At 64.2% G+C, this 21859-nt stretch carries 15 protein-coding genes; 5 read left to right on the top strand and 10 right to left on the bottom strand.

Annotated features, from left to right (window positions below):
• Nucleotides 1–80: 80 nt before the first annotated feature.
• The 5 genes from PCA31118_RS04805 to PCA31118_RS04785 form a co-directional block, all read right to left on the bottom strand.
• On the bottom strand, nt 81–1829 hold the full coding sequence (locus PCA31118_RS04805; protein ID WP_150623394.1) for a glycosyltransferase family 39 protein: 1749 nt from the start codon (nt 1827–1829) through the stop codon (nt 81–83).
• 42 nt (nt 1830–1871) lie between these two features.
• Complete coding sequence (locus PCA31118_RS04800) at nt 1872–3269, bottom strand: sensor histidine kinase (RefSeq protein ID WP_150623392.1); 1398 nt, start codon at nt 3267–3269, stop codon at nt 1872–1874.
• Nucleotides 3266–3925, bottom strand: coding sequence for a response regulator transcription factor (locus PCA31118_RS04795; RefSeq protein WP_150623390.1), 660 nt, complete (start codon nt 3923–3925; stop codon nt 3266–3268). The genes PCA31118_RS04800 and PCA31118_RS04795 overlap by 4 nt, the downstream gene beginning before the upstream one ends.
• A 315-nt stretch (nt 3926–4240) precedes the next feature.
• Nucleotides 4241–6529: a 5-methyltetrahydropteroyltriglutamate--homocysteine S-methyltransferase gene (gene metE / locus PCA31118_RS04790; protein ID WP_150623388.1), complete on the bottom strand. Its 2289-nt coding sequence runs from the start codon at nt 6527–6529 to the stop codon at nt 4241–4243.
• Nucleotides 6530–6636: 107 nt separating this feature from the next.
• Nucleotides 6637–7623, bottom strand: coding sequence for a LysR family transcriptional regulator (locus PCA31118_RS04785; protein WP_150623386.1), 987 nt, complete (start codon nt 7621–7623; stop codon nt 6637–6639).
• 189 nt (nt 7624–7812) lie between these two features.
• Here PCA31118_RS04785 and PCA31118_RS04780 point away from each other — a divergent pair, with 189 nt between their 5' ends.
• Complete coding sequence (locus PCA31118_RS04780) at nt 7813–9720, top strand: sulfatase family protein (protein ID WP_150623384.1); 1908 nt, start codon at nt 7813–7815, stop codon at nt 9718–9720.
• A 187-nt stretch (nt 9721–9907) separates the two neighbouring features.
• Entirely contained in the window at nt 9908–10549 is a 642-nt protein-coding gene (locus tag PCA31118_RS04775; RefSeq protein ID WP_150623782.1) for a putative pterin-binding protein, read from the top strand.
• A gap of 21 nt (nt 10550–10570) precedes the next feature.
• Here the strand turns inward: PCA31118_RS04775 and PCA31118_RS04770 are convergent, their stop codons facing one another.
• Nucleotides 10571–12724, bottom strand: a complete 2154-nt coding sequence (locus PCA31118_RS04770; RefSeq protein ID WP_217431239.1) for an esterase/lipase family protein — start codon at nt 12722–12724, stop codon at nt 10571–10573.
• Nucleotides 12721–13794: an Lnb N-terminal periplasmic domain-containing protein gene (locus tag PCA31118_RS04765; protein WP_150623382.1), complete on the bottom strand. Its 1074-nt coding sequence runs from the start codon at nt 13792–13794 to the stop codon at nt 12721–12723. Before PCA31118_RS04765 ends, PCA31118_RS04770 begins: the two co-directional genes overlap by 4 nt.
• Before the next feature lie 235 nt (nt 13795–14029).
• On the opposite strand from PCA31118_RS04765, the gene PCA31118_RS04760 reads away from it, so the two are divergent.
• On the top strand, nt 14030–14728 hold the full coding sequence (locus PCA31118_RS04760; protein WP_246190056.1) for a hypothetical protein: 699 nt from the start codon (nt 14030–14032) through the stop codon (nt 14726–14728).
• A 69-nt stretch (nt 14729–14797) separates the two neighbouring features.
• Here the strand turns inward: PCA31118_RS04760 and PCA31118_RS04755 are convergent, their stop codons facing one another.
• The 3 genes from PCA31118_RS04755 to PCA31118_RS04745 all read right to left on the bottom strand — a co-directional run bounded on the left by PCA31118_RS04755 (nt 14798) and on the right by PCA31118_RS04745 (nt 17626).
• Nucleotides 14798–15802, bottom strand: a complete 1005-nt coding sequence (locus PCA31118_RS04755) for a sterol desaturase family protein (RefSeq protein WP_150623381.1) — start codon at nt 15800–15802, stop codon at nt 14798–14800.
• 12 nt (nt 15803–15814) lie between these two features.
• Nucleotides 15815–16780, bottom strand: coding sequence for a YVTN family beta-propeller repeat protein (locus tag PCA31118_RS04750; RefSeq protein WP_150623778.1), 966 nt, complete (start codon nt 16778–16780; stop codon nt 15815–15817).
• A 267-nt stretch (nt 16781–17047) separates the two neighbouring features.
• The gene (locus PCA31118_RS04745) at nt 17048–17626 is read right to left on the bottom strand and encodes a PadR family transcriptional regulator (protein ID WP_150623379.1); all 579 of its coding nucleotides are present in this window, start codon (nt 17624–17626) and stop codon (nt 17048–17050) included.
• A gap of 173 nt (nt 17627–17799) precedes the next feature.
• Between PCA31118_RS04745 and PCA31118_RS04740 the strand changes: the two genes are divergently transcribed.
• Nucleotides 17800–19821 carry an NADPH-dependent 2,4-dienoyl-CoA reductase gene (locus PCA31118_RS04740; RefSeq protein ID WP_150623377.1) on the top strand — a complete coding sequence of 674 codons (2022 nt, stop codon included), beginning with the start codon at nt 17800–17802 and terminating at the stop codon, nt 19819–19821.
• A 224-nt stretch (nt 19822–20045) separates the two neighbouring features.
• Nucleotides 20046–21821 (top strand): GGDEF domain-containing protein, encoded by a 1776-nt coding sequence (locus PCA31118_RS04735; protein WP_174990328.1) that lies wholly within the window; start codon nt 20046–20048, stop codon nt 21819–21821.
• Nucleotides 21822–21859 lie beyond the last annotated feature (38 nt).

Here is a 21859-nt window from a genome sequence, read left to right as displayed (position 1 = left end):
ACTGACGTAAAAAGAAAAACGGCTGAGGCGGAATTCCGCCTCAGCCGTTTTTCGTTGGGGTGTCGCCGTCCTGCGGGCGGTCAGTTGGCCGCAGGTGCCGATGCGCCGGCGGGTACTGCTCCGGTCGCCGGCTCGCCGGCCATCGGCTTTTCAATCATCACACGACGGTTGTCGCGCGCGATGATCTTCATCGGCAAGCCGAGCGTTTCGAGCACCGTGAACTTTTGCGGATCGACCAGCGCGAGCGCCTTCGGCGCCGCCATCCAGACGTCCACGAACTTCTCCAGCGTCGGCACCCAGCTATCGGGCGCTTGCGAGATGCCGAATTCCAGTTCGTCCTGTACCGCGACCATGATCATCGGTTGACGCAGGTAGTACGGCATCGTGTGGTCGAGCGTGCCGACCGAGTAGAACGGCGTGTCGGGGCCCAGTCGATCCATCTCGGCGCGCACCGCCGGCACGAGGTCGATGCCGGAGCTGCCGCGCCCGAAGGCTTCGTGACCGGAGCCGCCGATCATCGCAAAGGTCAGCCACGTCCCCGCGAACGCGATCAGGGCTTGCTTCGTACTGCGCAGGCTCAGCCAGCGGGTCATGGCGATGCCGATCAGTCCCACGACGCTCGCGGCGTACAGGTAGTAGGTAAACGTCTGATATGCCTGCACGGGGTTGCGGCTGTCCGAGTGATGCGACAGGAACACCAGCCCCGTGATGATCGTTGCGATGAAGAGCACGGCCGACACGACGAGGTGCTTGCGCAGCGACTCACGCGTCATCCCGGCGAGCCCCAGACCGAACAGCATGGCGATCGCGGGCACGATCGGCAGCACGTACGAAATGAGCTTCGAGTGCGAAAGCGAGAAGAAGCAGAAAATGAAGACGGCCCAGACCGTGATCATCAGCACCGGACGGAAGCCGTTCGCCTGACGCGGCACGGCGCGCGACCCCGCAACCGCGCGGGGAATCATCGACAGCCAGGGCAGGAACCCGACGATCAGCACCGGAACGAAGTACCACAGCGCACCCGGACGGTTGTGGTCCGGCTTGAGGAAGCGGTTGAAGTGCTCGTTGATGAAGAAGAAGTCGAAGAACGACGGATTACGCGACATGACGGCGGCGAACCACGGCACGGTGACGGCGAGCAGCACGATCAGACCGCTCACGAGATGCAGTCGCTTCCACAGCGCCCAGTCGCGCGAAATCAGCGTGTAGATGACGAGGACAGCCCCGGGAAGCACTACGCCGATCAACCCTTTGCTCAGGATCGACAGGCCCATCGCCGCCCAGCACAGCCACATCCAGTTGCGCGTTTGCGTGTCGGTGAGCCCCGGGCGCTGTGCCAGCAGCAACGAGCACAGCACCAGCGTCATCATGAACGACAGGCCCATGTCGAGCACGTTGAAGTGGCCCAGCAGGCTCCACAGCGGGGCGCTGGCCAGCGCCAGTGCGGCGAAGAAACCTGCGCGCGCGCCGAATACCCGTCGACCGGTGTAGCCTACGAGCAGCACGCCGCCGAAGCCCGTGAGCGCCGTCCAGAGACGGGCCTGCCAGTCGCCGAGACCGAAGATCATGAACGTCAGCGCGTTCATCCAAGTCTGGAGCGGCGGCTTTTCGAAGTACAGGTAGCCGTTGTAGCGCGGCGTGACCCAGTCGCCCGTGGCCAGCATCTCTCGCGCCATCTCGGCGTAGCGGCCTTCGTCGCTGGGAATCAGATGACGAAAGTTCAAGACGCCGAACCAGACGAGCGCGAACATCGCCAGCAGCCATAGCAGGGCAGTAGGGGAAATCGGCCAGGGTTCTAACCCGGCGTCACGTTGAGGGCGTGTGGACATGAATGCGAGGCTTCCGGTCTTGATGAACTAGGGAGTGAATGACTAAACCTGGGTCGGCTGGGGCGGCTGCGATGCGTGAGGGGCCGTCGGGGACGCATCGGGATTGGGGAGCGAGACTCGCACGTGCAGGCCGCGCGGGCCCGACCGGTTCGCGTCGCTCAGCGTGACCTGGCCGCCCAGGCGGTCGACGATGGCGCGTACGATGGCCAGTCCGAGGCCGGTGCCTTCGTCGCCGTGATTGCGCGATTCGCGGTGATCGGTCGCACGGTAGAACGCGTCGAAGACGCGCTCGCGCTTGTCTGCATCGATACCCGGGCCGGAGTCGATGACGTCGATGACCACGTCGCTCCCCGTGGCCGACAGACGCACGGATACCGTGCCGCCTGCGGGTGTATAGCGCACGGCGTTGCCGACGATGTTGCTCAACAGGGTGACGATGTCGCGCTTCGCGCCCGCGACGCGCAGGTTCGAGCGTCCGGGCGCGCTGGAGGCGGCGGAGGCGTCCGCCAGATCGAGCACGATCTGCTTGCGATCGGCGAGCACGAAGGCGTCTTCGAGTGCTTCGTGAATGGCTGGCAGCAAGGTGAGCGGCGTTGCCGCAGCGGTCGGTGCGCTCTGGGCCCGCGCGAGCGTGAGCAGTTGTTCGATCAGGGTGCGCGTGCGATGCAGGCCGCTCTTGAGCTTGATCAGGCGATTGCGCGTTTCCGTGTCGAGGCCTGCCGGCTCCAGCGCGCGGTCGAGATTTTCCGACTGAATCACCAGCGCCGTCACCGGCGAGCGAAGTTCGTGCGCGGCGTCGGCGACGAAGCGGCGTTGCTCGTCGAGCGCCTTGTCCAGACGGGACAGCAGCCGGTTGATCGACACGATGAACGGCTCGATCTCCGTCGGGGCACCTTGCGTGTCGAGACCGCGCAGATCGGTGTCGCGCCGCTTGTCGACTTCGGCGGCCAGCTGCTGAACCGGTCGCCAGGCGCGCCGTACGGTCCAGACGATGGCGGCGATGAGCAACGGCACGAACCCGACGAACGGTAGCGCGGTGCGCAGACCGCTGTTGCGCGCAATCTCGTTGCGGCCTTCGGTGGGCTGGGCCACGACGATCCGCAGATCCGGGCCGATGGTGCGAACGAAGGCGCGCCACGTGTGCTCGCCCGTGTTAACCGTATGGAATCCGTCGGACAGCGTGACGGGAAACGTGCCGCCGAGACGCTGGACCGTGAGACGGTAGTCGTGGTCCTCGATGGGCAGACCATGGATGGCGCTGTCGGCGCCCGCGAGATTGCGGATGTCGACGAGGGCGGCGAGTTGCAGCAACTGGTCGTCCTGAAAGCGATAGGCCTCGCGAAACGCGGCGCCATAGGAAACGAAACCCGCTACGATCGCCAGCCCCAGCGCGCAGGCGCTGAGCGTGACGACCAGCCGTGACTGCAACGAACGCATCATGCCTTGGGCACCAGCCAGCCTGCGCCACGGATGTTGCGGATCACGTCCGCGCCGAGTTTCTTGCGGATCGAGTGGATCAGGAAGTCGATCATGTTGCTCTCGATCTCTTCGCCCCAACCATATAGACGATGTTCGAGGGCGTCGCGCGAAAGGATCGTGCCGGGGCGCAGCATCAGGGCGTGCAGCAGTGCGTATTCGCGTGCCGACAGCACGCAACTGTTCTCGCCGTAGGTCGCCTGATGGGTTGCCGGGTCGAGGGCGAGGGTGCCATTGGTCAGCACGGGGACGGCGACGCCCGCGTGACGCCGGATGACGGCGCGCATGCGTGCGAGCAGCTCGCCGACTTCGAACGGCTTGACGACGAAGTCGTCTGCGCCGAGATCGAGGCCCTGAATGATGTCTTCGGCGCCGTCGCGCGCCGTCACGACAATGATCGGCGTGCGCCCGCCCGCGCCGCGATGCGCCCGCAGGACCTCCCAGCCGTCCCGCCCGGGCAGGCCGAGGTCGAGCAGCATGAGGTCATAGGCATGCGAGGCAAGGGCAGCCAGTGCGGCTTCGCCATCGCGGCACCAGTCGGCCGCATACGAGGCGTCCTTGAGCGCCTGCATCATGGCCTCGCCGATCATGGCATCGTCTTCTACAAGCAATATCCGCATGGTTTTTCGTACGCATTCTGGCGTGGCCGTATCAGCCTACGCCTATTCCTTGCCGTCCTCCGGGAACGGCTCGGGCGCAAGATAGCGCGCGAAACTTAGGAGAAACTTAGTGCGCAGGTGCGTCCAGTGGCGCGACTATGCCACGCAAACTGTTAGGCATTCAATGACTTAGCGAAGTTTTTTCAAGTGATGCCGAGATTGAGCGGGTGCCGGTCGTCCAACGCAAACAGGCCGGCAGAAGCGCCGACCTGTCGATTTTGGTTATTTTCCTAAGGTGCAGTCTGCTTCGAGATGACTGCACCGCGCCGGGCTACCTTATCCCGCGCGCAACGTTTTCGCCGCCGCCACCATGTTCCGAAGCGCCGGCACGACCTCCGCCCACTGACGGGTCTTCAGCCCGCAGTCCGGATTGACCCACAGGCGCTGGGCCGGAATTCGCTGCGCCGCCTTGCGCATGAGCGAAACCATGTGCGCCTGCGTCGGGATGTTCGGCGAATGGATGTCGTAGACACCCGGTCCGATGTCGTTCGGATACCGGAACGAGTCGAATGCATCGAGCAACTCCATATCCGAGCGTGAGGTCTCGATGGTGATCACGTCCGCATCCATATCGGCAATCGCCGGGAGAATGTCGTTGAACTCGGAATAGCACATGTGGGTATGAATCTGGGTGTCGTCCCGTACCCCGTTCGCGGTGATGCGAAACGACTCGACCGCCCAGTCCAGATACGACTGCCATTGGGCGCGGCGCAGCGGCAGGCCCTCGCGCAAGGCGGCTTCGTCGATCTGGATCACGCGTACGCCGGCGCGCTCCAGGTCGAGAACTTCTTCGCGGATCGCAAGCGCGAGTTGCAGGCACGAGACGGCACGCGGCTGATCGTCGCGCACGAACGACCAGTTCAGGATCGTGACGGGGCCGGTCAGCATGCCCTTCATTGGCTTGCTCGTGAGCGATTGCGCATAGGTGATCCACTCGACGGTCATGGGCCTGGGGCGACGAATGTCACCGAACATGATGGGCGGCTTCACGCAACGCGAACCATAGGACTGCACCCAGCCGAACTGGCTGAAGGCGTAGCCGTCGAGCTGTTCGCCGAAGTATTCGACCATGTCGTTGCGTTCGGCTTCGCCGTGCACCAGCACGTCGAGTCCCAACGCTTCCTGCTCGTGTACGCTGCGCTCGATCTCCCGTTGCATGGCGGCGACATAGCCCGCCTGGTCGAGCTCGCCCGATTTGAACCGGCTGCGCGCGGCGCGGATCTCAGCTGTCTGGGGGAACGAACCGATGGTTGTCGTGGGGTACAGCGGCAAATTGAGTTTGGCCGCCTGCTTCGGCGCGCGCTCGGCATAGGGCCGCTGGCGACGCCCCAACGCAGCTTCGATCCGACTCACCGCGGCTTTCACGGCAGGGTTGTGCACGCGCGGCGAGGTGCGTCGGCTGGCAATGGCCTGGGCGTTGGCGTCCAGTTCGGCAGCGACCGCCTCGCGACCGTCGTTGATTGCCCGGGCCAGCACAGTCACTTCGGCCAGCTTCTGCTTCGCGAACGCCAGCCATGAGCGGATCTCGGCATCGAGGGTCTGTTCGCTGTCGAGGTCGACCGGCACGTGCAGCAGCGAGCATGACGGTGCAACCCAGAGACGCTCGCCCAGTTGCCGGGCCACCGGTTCGAGCCAGTCCAGCACGGCGTTGAGGTCTGATTTCCAGATGTTGCGACCGTTGACCACGCCCAGCGAGACGACCTTGTCGGCCGGCAGCGCGGCCATGACGGCTGACACTTCGTCGCGCGCGTTGACCGCATCGAGATGCAGGCCGTCGACCGGCAGTCGGCAGGCGAGGGGCAGGTTTTCCTGCAATTCGCCGAAATACGTGGCGAGCAGTCGGTTGATCGGCACGACGGCAAGTGCGGCGTAGGCCGTCTCGAACGCCTGTTGCCACTGCGCATCGAGTTCAGTGACCAGGATCGGTTCGTCGATCTGCACCCATTGCACGCCCTCGGCGGCCAACGTGTTCAGCAATTCGACATAGACGGGCAGCAGGCGCGGCAGCAGCGCGAGTTTGTCGCTGTCGTCCTTTGCCTTGCCCAGCCACAGATAGGTGAGCGGACCGATGATGACTGGCTTGGCATTCACGCCGGCGGCGCGAGCTTCGGCCAGTTGACCGATCAGACGTGAAGCGTCCAGCGTGAATGCGGTCCCGGCGCTGAACTCGGGGACGATGTAGTGGTAATTCGTGTCGAACCACTTGGTCATTTCCCCGGCGGCCACGCCACCGCAGCACTCGGCGTGTTCATCCGCGCGCTGCGCCGAGCGACCCCGGGCCACACGGAAGTAGTTGTCGAGGACGTTGCCGTGAAAGCCCTGCACACGCGCAGGCAAGTTGCCCAGCGTGAAGCTCATGTCGAGCACCTGGTCGTAGAAGGCGAAATCGCCGACCGGTGTCAGATCGAGCGCCGCCTGATCCTGCCAGTGACGCTTGCGCAGCGTGGCACCCAGCGCTTCCAGCGCATCGAGCGTCGCTTGTCCCTTCCAGTACGCTTCCAGCCCGAACTTCAGTTCACGTTTCGCGCCGATGCGCGGAAATCCCAGGTTATGTGTTTTTGCCATGTTCTCTAGTGACGTTAGCCGTCCGATGTGTGAAACCGTGGCATCGATCATAGAGATTCCGATTCATGAATGAAAATGGTCTTATTTGTGATTATCTTTAATTTAATTCATGTTCGCGCAGGCGCGGGAAGCGTACGGGCAACATCTTGCAGTATCTCGATGAGCGCGAGCGCAGCGGCACTGGGAGCATGCCCGTGAAGCACGCCGACGGTGGAGGCCACATGCGAGAAACGTAGCCCGAAGTCTTGCAGCGACGTTGCCAGCGGCGAGTACGCCACGCCCAGTCGCGAGGCAAGAAACAGGCAAGGCATGGCCTGCGCAATGCTGGCGTTGGTCATGAGCGTGACGGATTCCATGACGACGCGTGGCAGCGGCAGTCCCTGGTGGGCGAATTCGGTATCGATGGCCCTTCGCATCGGCGTGCCGGGAGGCGGCACGATCCATGGGTAGCGCGCGGCGTCCGCCCAATCGGGCGAGGGATGTGCGGCAAGCGGATGATGACGCGCACCGAACACGCGCACTTCGTCGTCGTACAGCGGCACGACGCCGAAACCGGCATTCATGGCGGTCTCGTCCAGTCGGCAAATCAGCAGATCGATCTCGTGCCAGTGCGCGCGTGGCAGCAGTCGATCCAGCGTTTCCTCCAGCAGATTGACGCGCAGCGCGGGCCCCGTATGGGCCACGCGTGCGAGCGTTTGCGGCATGAGCACGCTTGCCATGCCCGGCAGAATGCCGACATTGACGGGCCTGGCGAGTCCGTCGCGCAACGCCTGCATGGCCGGGGCCACGCCCGCGAGGTCGGTCAGCATGCGCTCGGCGCGCTCAAGCAGGGCGTCGCCATACGGTGTGGGCGTGACACGACGCGTGGTGCGCTCGAACAGCGACACGCCGAGCGCCTGCTCGATCTCGCGCAGCCACTTGGACAGGGCGGGCTGCGTGATGGCGGCGGCCTCCGCCGTGCGCGCGAAACTCCTTGTGCGACCCAGCCACCGAAGGGTTTCCAGATCGCGAATCCTGAGTTTTCGCAGCACGGCGGGGATCTGCCGTACCAATGGGCCGGGGTCTTTGGACGAGGGGACTTGGCTGTCGGTCATGAAGAAGGGCGCTGGGAATCCGGGTTGCCGTGCAACCGATGTCGGGACCGATGTCACGTATTGTTGTCGCTTTGGTAATGAATATAGCGTGACTTTTCATCGATGGGTGCTGAGTCCCATCGAATAATGAGACTCCCATCGGAAGCCAGGGCAAGACAAGACACTGGCGCCTCATCAGGAGCGAGACGCATGACAACACGCAAGCCACCGTCCCCGGCGTCCACCGGGTTTTCCGAGTCCTCCGCCTGCGCCGAAGCGTCGGTCGGGGGAACCGGGTCCAACACGCCGCCCGGCCCGCGCGCGTCGCGTCGCGACTTTCTCAGGCAGGCGAGCGCCGCCGTGGCCTCGGCCGGGTTGGCAACGTCGGCCATCGCCGCGCCGAAGATCGAGCATCATGGCAAGCCCACCGACGACGGCTACGTGATGCCGCAAGACGCCCCGGCTGTCGCGCCGAAGGGGTACAACATCCTGTTCATCCTCACGGATCAGGAGCGGTACTTCGACAAGTGGCCGTTCCCGGTGCCGGGGCGGGAGCGGTTGCGCCGCGAGGGCGTGACGTTCGCGAATCACCAGATCGCCGCGTGTGTCTGTTCGCCGTCGCGCTCGGTGGTGTACACCGGCCAGCACATCCAGCACACCCGCGTGTTCGATAATTGCGGCATTCCGTGGCAGCCGGACATGTCGACGGATCTGCGCACCATCGGCCACATGATGCGCGACGCCGGGTATTACGCCGCCTATCTGGGCAAATGGCATCTGAGCGGCAAGCTGCACCACAACCACACGCCGTACGACACCCCGACCAAGGAATACAACGAACTGTTCAAGGCGTACGGCTTCGACGATTACTTTGGCGTTGGCGATCTGATCGGGCGCGTGCGGGGCGGTTACACCTACGATGGGCTGACCACATCGTCGGCCGTGTCGTGGCTGCGCGGTCGGGGCGCACAATTGGCGAGCGAACGCAAGCCGTGGTTCATGGCCGTCAATCTGGTCAATCCGCACGATGCGATGTTCCTGAACACCGACCCGGCCGGCGTGGAAACGCAAAACGCCAACGGCCCGACGCTGGGCAACGCCCGTCCACCGAAAGATGCGCTCTACGACGCCCACTGGGACGTGCCGCTCGCCGCCACGCGCAAGCAACCCTACGACGCCCCGGGGCGTCCGGCGGCGCATGGCGTCTACAACGCGTCCGAGGGCGTGCTCGTGGGCGATTATCCAATCGACGACGCTCGGCTTCGGGTCTATCAGGACTATTACTTCAACTGCATTCGCGACTGCGATACGCATGTGGTGAAGTTGCTCGACACGTTGCGCGAGCTGGGGATCGACAAGAACACCATCGTGGTCATGAGCGCGGACCACGGCGACCACGTGGGCGCGCACAAGCTCGTCGGGAAAGGGCCGACGACGTATCGCGAGCAGAACCACGTGCCGCTGGTCATTCGTCACCCGGCATATCCGGGCGGCAAGCAGTGCGCCGCGCTCAGCTCGCATCTGGACATGACGCCGACGCTGCTCGGTCTGACCGGGCTCGACGCCGCCGGCATCGCCCGGGTCGCTGGCAATGCGGCGCGCGGGCACGACCTCACGCCGTTGTTACAGCGCCCGGAATCCCAGCCGGTCGATGCGCTGCGCCCCGCGGCGCTTTTCAACTACGCCATGCTGCTGTTCTACGACAGCGAGTGGGTGGCGCAGGAATATGCAACGTTGCGAAACAAGGGCATGCCGATCGAGGAGATCCACCGGCGCGTGATTGCGCGACAACCGGACTTCCGTCATCGCGGCATGATCCGCAGCGTTTTCGACGGGCGTTATCGCTTCTCGCGCTACTTCTCGCCCATGCAGTTCAATCGGCCGACCTCGCTCGAATCCTTGTTTGCCAGCAATGATGTGGAGCTCTACGACCTGCAGGCGGATCCGACCGAGTCGCACAATCTCGTGCTCGATCGGCAGCGCAACGGGCCATTGATTCTTGCGATGAATGCGTTGCTCAACGATCGTCTGGACGTCGAGGTCGGCGAAGACCGGCCCGATATCCTGCCGATTCGCGACGGGCGCGTGCACTTCACGTTCGAGACGGCTGGCGGCTGATGCCCTCCGGCGTTGCCGTGCGTTGACACGAGCGGGCCGCCGGACGCGCGATGGGCGTTGGCAAGTCGGGCGGCATTGGTGGTACGCTCTTGCGTCCGCGCGCGAGGGGACATCTGCGCGCATGCGCTTGTTGTCCGGTCTGTCGAGCGCATCGCGTCAACCGGTGTCATCTGTCTTTGCCAACGCCATGAACAAACGTGATTTTCTTGCCGGTGCCGTCGCCCTCGGCGCCTCGGTGCCGGTGTTTGCCCAATCCGCTACATCCGCCGCCAAACCTGCCGCCAAATCGGACAAACCGGGTGAGGCAGGCGCTTTTGCCGCACCGACTTCGACGCCCCTCGTCACTCTGTCCGGGGCCATCGAGCGCCACAATCGGGGAGCGGTCGATCCGGCGTTGGATCAACTCTTTCACAAGCAACTGGTGCAATTCGATGCGGGCTACGCGTTCGACTTCGCCATGCTGAGCCGCACGCCGGCGCAGACGATCCGTCCAACGCTGGAGTACGACGCCCGGGCGCATACGCTTCGCGGGCCGCGTCTGGCCGACGTGCTGGCGCAGGCCGGCATTCCCGTCAATCCATTGACTCAGGTGCTGTTGCGCGCCATCGACGGATACGTTGTCGCCACGACCCTGGGGCAAGTGCGCGAGTACGGATTTTTGCTGGCGACCCACATCGACGACAAGCCCCTCGCGCTCGGCGGGTTAGGGCCGCTGTGGGCCGTCTACGATCCGGCAAGGATCCCGGTGCTGGCGGGCAAACCGCTCAAGGAACGGTTCGCGCTTTGCCCATGGGGCGTGTATCACATTCAGATCAATGCGGTCTCCTGACGTGACGGGACCGTCGACGCGTCAGTAAGATGTCGGCCGCCCCGGCGGCGTCGGGGCGAGTGGCGGCGGATCGATGGCTTGATACGGGTTGAGACGGCCAGGCAACTTGACGGGGTCGAGTTCATCGACGTCTTCATGCAGGATACGGCGTATCTCGAGAATGGCCTGCGGTGTTTCCTGCACGCTGTGACCCGCGACGATGACTCGTTCCGATTCGGCCCCCGCCAGATGCGCGCTCGCATACGGCACCACGCCGTCGGTCGATTCGGTGAGCGGCCCCTTGGGGCTTCGCCGCGCAATGATCGAGTGATAGTGGACGGACGGCGAGATCTTCAGCCCGGCAGCGGCGACGACATACGGATCGTTGTCGCGCAGTTGGTCGATGCTGTTGGGCACGTAGCGCGTCTTGCCCTCGGACGGATCGTCTTCCGAGCCGGTGGCGTAGTGGAGTACGTCGTCGATGCTCGAGAGCAACGTGACGGGCAATTTGATCAGGTTCGAGACCCAGCGCCCGATCCGGTTGCGTGCGAACGGTGTGCCGCGATGCGGTGCGGCGATGAAGATCGCGCGCTCGAACTGCGGGATAGGCTTGAAATTGAACAGCGGATCGAGCCGGTCGCGCGCGCGGTCGATCTGATCGTCATCGAGCTGATAGTCGTTCTGGAAGGTTTCCCAAAGATCGTCGTCCGAACTGGATACCATCAGGCGTGCGATCACGCCGCCCATACTGTGTCCGATGATCACGGCGTCGTGCGAGGCTGCCGACTGGCCGTCCGGATCGAAGTGCTTGATCGTGGCTTCGAACGCGTTGCGGATTGCCATCGCGTTGACCAGAATCGGCGCATTCGTCGGGTAATAGACCTGCCAGACCTGAAAATGCTCGCGCAGGGTCGCGTCTCCCTGAATCTCGTTGGCAAGATTCACCCACGCTTCGGGGCTGCTGGCCAGCCCGTGCAGCATCAGAATGACGCGACGCCCCGGATCGAATGGCTGCATCAGATAGATGTGCGGGCGCACGATGCCCCGATCGCGCCCGAACAAGGTTCGCAACGACTGCTCGGCGAATCCCGAGCGCGCGAGCCACAAACCATAGCCGGCGGTGAAGTTGCCGGCGAGCGGCACCAGCTGATGATTGATTTCGACCGACGCCTGTCGGTAGGGGTCGTAGACGACCAGTGTGGCGAGCTGCGTCGTCAGCACCTCTTCGAGTGTGGTGCCGTTAAAGCGAAGCAGCAGCGTGAGGGACGGTGAGGGCATTTCGCTGAACACGGGGCCCGCGTTCGGATCGGTCGCGCGTCGGAAGTCGCGCGATGCGCGGCTCTCGCGAGCGTTACGCGAACTGGCCCCTGTGTTGCCGCGATTCTCGGTTGGTTCCGTGCCGACAGTGTCGGGCGCGGGGCCGGTCGCGGCGTCGCCACGCGCTGCCGGGGGGCGGGCGGCGGCGAGTGCATCGGCAGCCGACTTTTCGTCGAGCACGGCGACGAGCTCCGCGCCGAAGCCGTCGCGTCGATACGGGCTTCGCAATCCTGCGAAGGACAGCGTGGAGGCCGGCAGCACTTCGCGCGGCTGCGTGCGGTTGTCGGCAAAGCGAACGCTGCTGGCGTCGATAGGCAACGTCCATCCGGCGATCTTGTCGCTGCCGGTTTGCTGCACACGACGAAAGAGCGCGACGGAGAAGTTCTGCACCGCGTAGTTGTAATAGTCGCGCACCTGCGTCTGACGATCCTCGAATGCGCGCTCGCTCGACGCCCGGTCGCTGTAGAACAGATAGGCGTAAGCGTAGCGCGCGGAGCGCAGCCACAGATCGAATTGCGCGTCGTTCCATTGCTTGTCGCCGGGCGACGTCTGCGCAATCGCAAGCTGCATGGAAATCTCTGCCATCGCCGCCAGTCGCCGGTCGACGTCGATTTCCTTGGCGCGTCCCAGCGCGTCGATGCAGTCGAGCGACGTCTTCGCGCACACCGTTTCGTCCAGGCCTGCCACGCGAATCGTCTCGTCGGTCGAGGCGCTGAGCTTGCCGGTGGACAGAATGTCGCCACGCTTCATGGCGATGTACTGCTCGGGACCGAGCGAGCGCACCTCCACCATGGCGCAGCCCGACAGGACTGTAAGCCAGACGATGGCCGCGAGTGCGCCGGCGTGCCGAAGCCGGGATGTCGTACGCGGCAGTCTCATGGGATCACCTTCGGATCGTCGCCCGGCACCCCGTCGCGAATGCGCGCCGAGAAGTCCGGCGCATCGCCCGCAGCCAGCGCGCGTTGCACGAAGTTGCCGCGCTCATGCAGTTGCGCATAGGTGAAGCCCGGCGTCAGGCCTCCCTGATCGTAGGCATATTCGGCGAAGTAACCTGAGAGCAGCAAACGATAATCGAGCGGCAGCCCGGGGGCGATAAGCCGTGCGATCTCGAAAACGATGGTCGTGCAATTGCTGGTGAGCGTGTTGTACCAGGCGGGCTCGCTGTCCAGCTCTCGGGCGCGCTCGAGATAGCCGAGGAAGACCTGGCGCAGCGCCGCAGACGGGATATTCAGGTGATAAAGATAGGTTGTCTCGCCGCGTACGTTGCTGCGCACGCGCAGGATGTCGCGTTCGTCGGCGGCGACCAGCGTTGCCTCGAAGTCCTTGAAGAACCCCCCGATGGCCGAGAATTTCTGCCCTTGTTTCTTGCGGATCTCGATCGAGAACACGACGCGCTTGCCGTCCTCGAACCCGAACGACACCAGGGTATGCGCGATGGCCGGTCCCATCCAGTAGGACAGCACCAGATCGGCGCTCACGAGCTTGTCCAGATCGTAGTCGCGCGTTTCCCACCGTGGCGTGAAGTCGGTTTCTGTGCGCCATTCGAAGTTACGCACGTTATGCAGGGTGACGTGTGAGCCATCGCGTCGGGAGTTGAGGCGCTGGGCGACATCGGCGGCCCAATCGCGATCGTTGGATGGCCGGATCGTCTGCCACCAGCCGACAAGCAGGATCATCGCAACCAGAAAACCGAGCGGCCAGCCCCTGAGCGGCACGCCCGCGCGCACGCGCAGCAAAGCGACGATGGCGGCGATGCCCAGCAACGCCCATAGCGCGATAACGCCATAACGCACGGGTGCAGGCCCCGGGCACCGATAGGCGAGCGCCATCGATCCCCAGGCGCATGCGCCGAGCACGAGCAGGGCGAGGAGTGCGCGCAGCACATAGACGTACCACGCGATGTGATGGCTGACGAGGGCGTCGCCAGCATGGGATTGCAGTTGCACCATATGTCGCTGAATTCGATCCGGGGCGGTCGCCGCACAGACGGTTCGCGGCAATTCGCGAGCCTTGGGCCGGCGAGCGTACCACTGCGCGCAGCATAGCGTGAGTCAGGTCTTCGGGGAAGCGACGCGATAGGTGCGGCAGTGCCGCGGTAGTGGTGCGGCAATGCGGGCGCTACAATGCGAGCCCATCGACGAATTTCGTCGGACAACACAATATCGGGGACTTCATGAGGTTGGCATGCTGAGGTATCGCGTCCGCGTTTTTCGGACGGTCAAGTGGACGGTGTTGCGCGTTGCCGTCATGTGCATTGGCGGCGCCCTCGGGCTTGGCGCTTGCGTGACTCGTCCGTTTCAGCCGGCGCCGGCGCTCTATACACTCTGGAAAAAGCCGGGCATCGATGAACAGGGTGTGCGCCATGCCATGCTGTCTTGCGGGTTTCCCGATGCCGCCCATGTCAGCACGAGCGAGTTGACCACAAACGAGTGGGCCAGGGCCGAACTGTGCATGGTGGACGACGGCTTCCAGTATCAGGATGGGCAGATTCTGTGCACCTATTCCCCACAGTTACCGGCCTGTGCCAATGTGGCACGGCCAAAAACGTTCGTCGCCGCAGACAACATCGATCCGGCCGCGCCATCATCCGGGCGGCGCGCAAAGCCTGCCTACACCGACTGGACGCGCCCCAATACGGATCTCGCCACGGTCAGGCGCGAAATGGCCGCCTGCGGCTATACCGATTTCGACATGCCGTCCGACACCATGAAGCGCAACGACGTGGCATCGGCCCAGCTTTGCATGCTCGACAAGGGATTTCGATACGGTTGGCCGTATCAGGCGCTGCTCTGCCGGACAACGCCGTCGCTGAGCGCGTGTCGCGGCAAGTCCATCGACGCCACGCGTTGCTGCGCGGCGCCGACGGCTGCCGGTGCGAAGTGATTGAATTCGGCTGGATCTAGCCGGAGGTGCGGGCGCCAGCCGAGCGCTGATCCCGGCTGCGCAACCGCGTCAGACTGGCTGGCGCGGCGACGTGCGGCGCGGCGCAAGACGTTTGGCGATGCGACCCAGGGCGCGGACCTGCTGTGCGATCACCCCCATGCCGTAGCGACGGGACCGGCCCTCCGGCGCGGGCAACTGGTCGCGAATGCCCGTCGGCTCGACGGTGCGCTCCCATGACGCCGTGCGAAACAGCATATCCCACCACGGGAAAAGCACCCCGAAGTTGCAGCCGTAGCGGGTGCCCTCGTGACCGTAACCGATCGCGTGATGGCGACGATGGAAGGTCGGGCTCACGATCAGGCGTTCGAGCACAGGACCATAAGGCAGCCGGGCATTGACGTGCTGCACGCTTTGCAGGAAGTTGCCCACGGCCACGAGCACGACGTACTGTGCCGGCTGCACGCCGATGAACAGAGCGATCGCTGCGAAGAACGCAGCCTGAACGATATCGTCGAGGAAGTGATTCCGGTCGTCCGACCACAGGGACATCTGTTGCTGGCTGTGGTGCACGGCGTGCAGTTCCCACCAGACGCCGAAGCGATGCTGCCAGCGGTGATACCAGTAACCGGCAAAGTCCAGCACCGTGAGGTACATCAGGAACGAAACGATGGGCTGGTCGGTCACGCCGGGATACAACCCGTCGAGGTCGACGCTCGGCAACCCGTGAATCACCATCTGGCTCTGCAATTCGTTGAAAACCGGTTGCAGCACGATGAAGAACAGCAAATTCAGAATGCCGAGCTTGGCGATCCAGGTGTAAATCACGTCCGCACGGACCTGCTTGCGATCCTGCCATCGCTCCACCGGGCGCAAGGCTTCGAGGGGACGCAGCAGCACATACGTCAACCCCACCTGCATGACCCCGATGATGACGAGATAAAGGGCGTCGTAGATATCGTCGTCATAGCCCATCAAGTTGAAGTGGAACAGCAACGGCTGCACCACATCGACGTAGATGAGGGTCTGAACGGCAGAAATGCCGCTATCGACGAAGTTGAGAGCTTCCTGAATCATCTGTCGGTTCTGTCAGTCCGGATTCGGCGAAAGTACGGGCGCCCGATCGGCAAAGTAAATGCCGTGTGGCGACCGGTTGACGGCAATCGTGTCGACCAGCTTGCGCGCGGGCAGGTCGATCACGCCAACGTGGCGTGCAAACCGGAACGTTACCCAAAGATAGCGTTTATCCGCGGACAATTCCATATCGTCCGGTCCCGGCATCAGACCGGTGATGTCGGCCACCTTGGTGAGCGTTTCGTAATCGATGATGCTGATGGTGCTCTCGACCCGGTTGCTCACGGCAATGTGACGGCCGTCGGAGAGCGAGCGGAAGTTGTGGGCGCCGCGTCCGGTCTGGATACGCTTGACGACCTTCTGGGTGCGCCAGTCCACCACGGCGACGTCGTCCTCGCCGGTCATGCCCACGAGCAGGTACTTGTCGCCCGGCGTCATCCAAAGGCCAGCCGGGGTCTTGCCGACCGGCATGCGCCATTTCACAGTCTGTGTCGGCAGGTCGATGGCCACCACTTCGCCCGAATCCTGCAACGTCACGAAGACCGTCTTGCTGTCGGACGAGAACGTCATGTGGCTCGGCGTCTTGGCCAGGGGAATCCGCTTGGCCACCGTGACGTTTTCGCCGTCGTAGTGATAGAGATCAACGCGATCGAGGCGCAGCGCCGCCGTGACGAACCACTTGCGATCGGGCGAGAAGCCGAGTTGGTACGGATCGTCGATATCGGCCACCTGGCGCTGGAACTTGCCGGTGTTCGGATCGAGGAACATCAGGCTGTTCGAGACCGAGTTGGCCACGATCAGCGAACGCTCGTCGGGCGTAATCATGAGGTGATGCGGCTCTTTGCCGGTGGGCATCGTGCCGACGACCTTATGCGAGGCCTGATCGATGAGGGAGAGCTGCGCAGCACCAGAGTCCAGCACGATTACCGTGCCGGCGTGGGCGGACGAAACGGTCAACGGGAGCGTGGCGGCAACCAGCATCGAGAACGTCGTCGCGGCGCGAAAACGACTGGCCAGCCAGGAAAGCTTGAGGAGCTTGGAAGAAAACACCATGAATGCCTAGGGTAGGGCGAAAAACGGTGACGTTTGCCGGTCAGATATGCCGATGCACACGATCGGTTACCCAATCGGTGCTCGATCGGCAACCAACCGGTAGACCAACTTAACGTCGATTCTCACGTTAAACGCGCCAGATGTCCCGTCCGTTGACAAGAAAATGGGACGAAATCCCAAGCGGGAGCGATCACGTCAGGGCGACTGAGTGTCCCCGCTGTCCGTGCCGTCCCAGTGCGCCAGCAACTGCAAGGCCTCGCGGGTCCAGTCGAGCCAGCCCTGTTCGTACCGTACGCCCAGTCGGAGGATGTGGCGTTGCAGCGTGGCTTCCCGAGTGGGCGGCGGGGCGGTTTCGTCTGACGGAAAATCCCGCGCCTCGATCGCCTGATACGCCGCCAGCTTTTGCGCGTGAAGCGCTGCGCGGCGCGCCAGTTCGGGTTGCAGGCCTAGCGGACCGATGGCGGCGTCCGCGCGCAGGCGGACCATGAGGTCGTCACGCAGATCGGACGGTTCGGTCCGTGTGCCGGCCCAGGCCAGCAGTTCGTCACGCCCGGCGTCGCGCACCCGGTAGACCCGCTTGCGGGTTCGCCCGCCATCCGGGGCAGCCATCGAGTCGATCCACCCGGCCGCCTCCATACGGGCCAGCTCACGGTAGATTTGCTGATGCGTGGCACGCCAGAAGAAGCCGATGGACTTGTCGAACCGGCGTGCGAGGTCATACCCCGACGAGGGCTTTTCCAGCAGCGAGGTCATCAGGGCGTGGGCAAGCGGCATGCCCGGTAGTCTAGGGACTCTAATCGCACTATGCAACTTGTTGCATAGTCACTCGGGCGCTTAGAATCGTCGTCAAACTATGCAACCGGTTGCATAACCGGCGATTGCGAGACTGCCCCTACTTGCCCCCTACCTGCCACGGCCCTGCGCCGGACGACGAGAGAGACAAAACGATGAGCGGCTATCCCCACCTGATGCGGCCCCTGGACCTGGGCTTTACGACGTTGCGCAACCGCGTGCTCATGGGATCGATGCACGTCGGTCTGGAGGAGGCCCGCAACGGCTTCGCCCGAATGGCCGAGTTCTATGCCGAGCGTGCGAGAGGCGGTGTGGCGCTGATGGTGACGGGCGGCATCGCACCGAACGATGCCGGACGTCCCTACGCGGGCGGTGCGAAGCTCAGCACCGAAGACGAGGCGGACAAACATCGTGTCGTGACCGAAGCGGTACATGCGGCCGGGGGCAAGATCGCCATGCAGATCCTGCACTTCGGGCGCTATGCCTACCATCCCGATCTCGTCGCGCCCAGTGCGTTGCAGGCGCCGATCACGCCCGCCAGGCCTCGCGAGCTCACGAGCGACGAGGTTGAAGCGACCATCGACGACTTCGCAAACTGTGCTGCGCTCGCGCAGCGCGCCGGCTACGACGGTGTCGAGATCATGGGCTCCGAGGGCTACCTGATCAACGAGTTCATCGCGGCGCGCACGAATCATCGCACCGATGCGTGGGGCGGCAGTTACGCGCACCGTATCCGTTTTCCGGTCGAGATCGTGCGACGCGTGCGTGCGCGGGTGGGGCGCGAATTCATCATCATCTACCGCCTGTCGATGCTCGATCTGGTCGAAGGGGGATCCACGTTCGACGAAGTGGTGCAACTCGCACGCGCGGTCGAAGCCGCGGGGGCCACCCTGATCAATACCGGCATCGGCTGGCATGAGGCGCGTATCCCGACAATTGCCACGAGCGTGCCGCGCGCTGCCTTTGCGTGGGTGACCGGCAAGCTCAAAGGGCATGTCGGCATTCCGCTGATTACGACGAACCGCATCAACGTGCCGGACGTCGCCGAGCGGATTCTCGCCAGCGGCGAGGCGGACATGGTGTCGATGGCGCGTCCGCTGCTGGCCGATCCGGCGTTCGTCAACAAGGCGGCCGCCGATCGCGCCGAGACCATCAACACCTGTATCGGGTGCAACCAGGCGTGTCTCGATCACACCTTCAGCGGCAAGATCACGTCGTGTCTGGTCAATCCCCTGGCGTGCCACGAGACGGAACTGCGCATCGAGCCGACCGGGCGTCGTCGACGTATCGCGGTGGTCGGCGCGGGGCCCGCCGGGCTGGCCGCCGCGACCGTTGCGGCCCGCAGGGGGCACGACGTCACGCTGATCGAGGCCGACGCGCAGATCGGCGGGCAGTTCAATATGGCCAAGCGGATTCCCGGCAAGGAAGAGTTCTTCGAAACGTTGCGCTATTTCCGGCACGAACTGGACGCGAGCGGCGTCAGGGTCATGCTGAATACGCGCGCCACAGTGGACTCGCTCGTTGAGGGTGGCTACGACGACGTCGTGCTGGCGACCGGTGTCGTGCCGCGCACGCCGGCGATCGAGGGGATCGATCATCCAAAGGTTCTCAGCTATATCGATGTGCTCCGCGACGACGCGACGGTCGGCAACAGCGTTGCCGTGATCGGGGCGGGCGGCATCGGCTTCGACGTCGCCGAGTTCCTGACGCAAGCCGGCGAGAGCGCCACGCTCGTGCCCGAGAAGTTTTATGCGGAATGGGGCATCGACCCGTCCTATGCGCATGCCGGCGGCTTGCGCCCGCCGGCGCCGCAGACATCGCCGCGCAAGGTCTACCTGATGCAGCGCAAGACGTCGAAGGTCGGCGACGGGCTGGGCAAGACCACGGGATGGATTCATCGCACTTCACTTAAACACAGGGGCGTAGAGATGATTCCCGGTGTGACGTATCGTCGTATCGACGATGAAGGTCTGCATGTCACCATCGACGACACCCCGCACGTCCTATCCGTTGATAACGTAGTTTTGTGCACGGGACAGGAGCCAATGCGGGAATTGGCTGATGGTGTGCGTGCTGCGGGTGTACGTGTCCATGTCATCGGCGGGGCCGATGTGGCGGCGGAACTCGATGCAAAGCGGGCGATCCGGCAGGGAACGGAGCTGGCGATCGACCTATAACTTTAGAGAGCCACGCGGGGCGCAGCATACCGTTGTGAGAGAATGACGCCTCGTGAATCCCGCTGACTGAAGGCGGTTTCACGATGCCAAGCGTACGTGCCAAGTGCCGGGCACGACGTTTCCGCGGCACGCTGCGGATCGCCACCGTTACGGTGCGCCGTCACGGTGTCTTCGCAGCGGCCTCAGTGGGAACCTGTACCGTGTGGCCGACGGTGTCATCGTCAATGAAGCGCAAGTTACTCTCGGCCGGTTCGTTCACCGGTCGTCTCCGGTTACAGAACCTCGCCGTTGTCTCCGCTGTCGTCATCCTTTGTAGTGGCCTGCTTGTCTTGGCCTGGGGAACTTACCGCCAGGCCAGCGACGCCGAGCTCGCCCTCGAAGCGTTGCGCGCCACGTTGCTGGCGATGGAGAAAGCGTCTGCTGAACGCGGGCCGGCCAACGCCGTGCTCGGCGCAGACCTTCCGCTGCCCGACGCCTCGGTCATCGCGCTGCGGAACGCGCGCGATGCGACCAACGCGCGTCTTCAGGCGTTGCTCACCGTGCTCTCGTCCGACCGATGCGGTCAATGCGCGAGTAGTCTGCGCGCCGTCGAACGGGCACGACTCGACCTCGCGGCGGCGAGCGCGAATGTCGACCTGCTGGTGCAGCGTCCGCGCGAGTTGCGCAGCGACGCGGCCGTGCGCGACGCTGTCGAGCGCATGGTTCGCGTCATCGCCGATTTCACGCCGGTTGCGTCGTCGCGTATCGACGTCGTGTCGCGTGGCGCGCCGGACGCACTCCACTACATCATCCTTGCCCGACTGGCGGCCGATCTTCGCGAACACGCGGGACAACTCGGTTCGCACTTCACCGCCGCGCTCACCACCCGGCAGATGCTCAACGAAGCGGATCAGCGGACCATCGAGCGCACACTCGGGCGCATCGACCAGCTTCGCGACATGATCGTTTCGCGGGTGACGGAGCCGCCGGAACTCGGCCCCGGCACGCTCAACGCTTTGAACGCGCAGTACTTCGGTGCGGGGCTCCATTACGTGGCGACGGTGCGCACATTGGCCGCTCAGCCACGCCCGCCCGCGATCACCACGGCAGAGTTCGCCGCTCACTATGTGCCGACGATGCGCGCAATCACCGATCTGCGCGACAGCATGCTCGCGCGCGCGAAACACAACGTCGAGGCGCGGCGCGCCAACGCACTGCGGCTGTTGATCCTGACTGCGGTGGCCGAGGTCATCCTCGTGTTGGGGATCGTGTTCGTTCTGCGCAACTTCCGACGCACGGTGGTGCTGCCCTTCGAGGCGGCGGCCCGCTTTGTGGATTCGCTCGCGCAGGGCAATCTCGACGCCACCGTGCCCGGCGAAGACGTGCCGTTGAAGCGTCCCCAAATCAGCGCGGTGTTCGATGCCCTGCGCGTATTGCGACTCAACGCCGTCGAACTGGTGCAGTTGCGGCGCGAACGCGCGAGGTTATTGGGCGAGCTGGAGATGACCGCAGACACCGACGCGCTGACCGGACTGATGAACTGGCGGGCGCTGGCGCGTCAGGCGCAGACGTTATGCGCCGCGGCAACGCCGGGCAGGGTCACGCTGATCAAGTTCGATATCGACAACTTCACCCAGATCAATGCAGCATGGGGCCACAGCGTGGGCGACGACGTGCTGAGTCGTGTGGGTGCGGTGTGCCTGAACACGGCGCAGCCGGGAGATGTCGTGGCGCGGTTGGGGGCGGACGCCTTCGTGGTGCTGGCTCGCGTGCTCGACGAGTCGCGAGCACGCCAGTTTGCCGAACTGCTGCGCGGACGCATCGAAGCCACGGCCCTGAAGCTGCCCAACGGCGAGGTGCTGCCGCTCACGGCGAGCTTCGGGATTGCGATGGCCGATCCCATGACGTTCGACGCGCACGGGGCGCCAACCGGCGAACCTCCCAATCTCTCGTCGCTGCTCAGTCAGGCTGAGCGCCAATTGCATGCGGCCCGGCAAGCGAGGCGGCATGCAATCGATTAGCGATTGATCTACGATCAACGATCGATCAGGACGTCGAG

Origin of the sequence: Pandoraea captiosa (assembly GCF_902459775.1) — a bacterium.
Classification (GTDB): Bacteria; Pseudomonadota; Gammaproteobacteria; order Burkholderiales; family Burkholderiaceae; genus Pandoraea; species Pandoraea captiosa.
The sequence above is the reverse complement of the archived record's forward strand: the minus strand, read 5'-3'. Positions and strand labels throughout refer to the sequence as shown.